The organism is Mediterraneibacter catenae, from assembly GCF_008691045.1.
Classification (GTDB): domain Bacteria; phylum Bacillota; class Clostridia; order Lachnospirales; family Lachnospiraceae; genus Mediterraneibacter; species Mediterraneibacter ornithocaccae.
In genome coordinates, this window is sequence record NZ_VMSO01000056.1 from 1 (window position 1) to 1,007 (window position 1,007).

The 1,007-nt window shown below is 51.7% G+C and carries 1 protein-coding gene and 1 pseudogene; both read right to left on the minus strand.

The window, feature by feature from the left end:
• On the minus strand, window positions 1-789 hold a 789-nt coding region (locus tag FNY66_RS15325), incomplete at its 3' end, for an ATP-binding protein (protein ID WP_150311678.1).
• A pseudogene (locus tag FNY66_RS15595) lies at window positions 786-1,007 on the minus strand (IS21 family transposase); the annotation flags it as partial. The gene FNY66_RS15325 and the pseudogene FNY66_RS15595, both read right to left, overlap by 4 nt.

The window sequence follows — 1,007 nt, forward strand, 5'->3', positions numbered from 1 at the left end:
ATTGTCATTCACCCCGTTTCCTTCATCTGAAAATGCGTGGCGTTTTCTCATGGAGATGCGGCCCTTGACCTCAATGCTGTACTTATTGTTAATGATGCGGTCCAGGATGCCTTCGGCGACGGCACTGCCTTCGTCTTCGGCCCGGTCACAGTCAATGCGATAATACCAGTCATCTACGTCATACTGGGTACAGAGGATCAGCGCCCCTTTTCGGCTGCAGGCATCGATCAGTTCCAGAAGATCATAGGCATCCGATTCAGGAAGAGGCCGGAGAAGCCATTCGTCAATGATCAGCAGGTCAAACCTGGCATAGGCCTTTTTTACCTTATTTTGTGCATTCAGGCTTTTGGCAACCGCGTATTCATTCAGCAGATCAGGCATACGGACGTAGCGGACCTTATAGAGCTGCCTGTATGCGGCGACACCAAGCGCGTTTGCGATATAAGATTTTCCCGCACCTGTTGCTCCCTTCAGGACTACATGGTGGTTGTCACGGATATACGCACAAGTCGCAAGCTTTGTGATCAGCCCTTGATCCAGCTCACGGTCTTCATAGTACTCAATCGCTTCCACACATGCCTGGCTTTCACTGAGCCTGCCCTCATGGATCCGGCGCTGGATGGTGTTCTTCCTGCGTGAAACGTTTTCTGCGTCTACGAGAAGCGCCAGACGGTCTTCAAAGGAGAGCGCCTTATAACGCTGGGGTTCTTCCAATTGTGACTCCAATTCCCGTGCCATACCGGGAAGCCTCAGGGCACGCAGTTCTTTGACGGTTGAGAGGTCGATCATTTTTCATCGCCTCCTTCCCGGAACTGTTCTGCGCCACGGGTAAAGCCACGGCTCCGGCGGTGATTCGTCCTTTGGATGGATGATGGATCTGTTTTCCCATCTTTCTTTACCGGGGATTTCAGCAAGGCCTGGATTCCACGGATGGAAGGATCTCCAGTAAATAAAAGGATCTGCCGGCATGCTTCTTCGATCCGCTCAACTTTGTATTGATCTGCGTA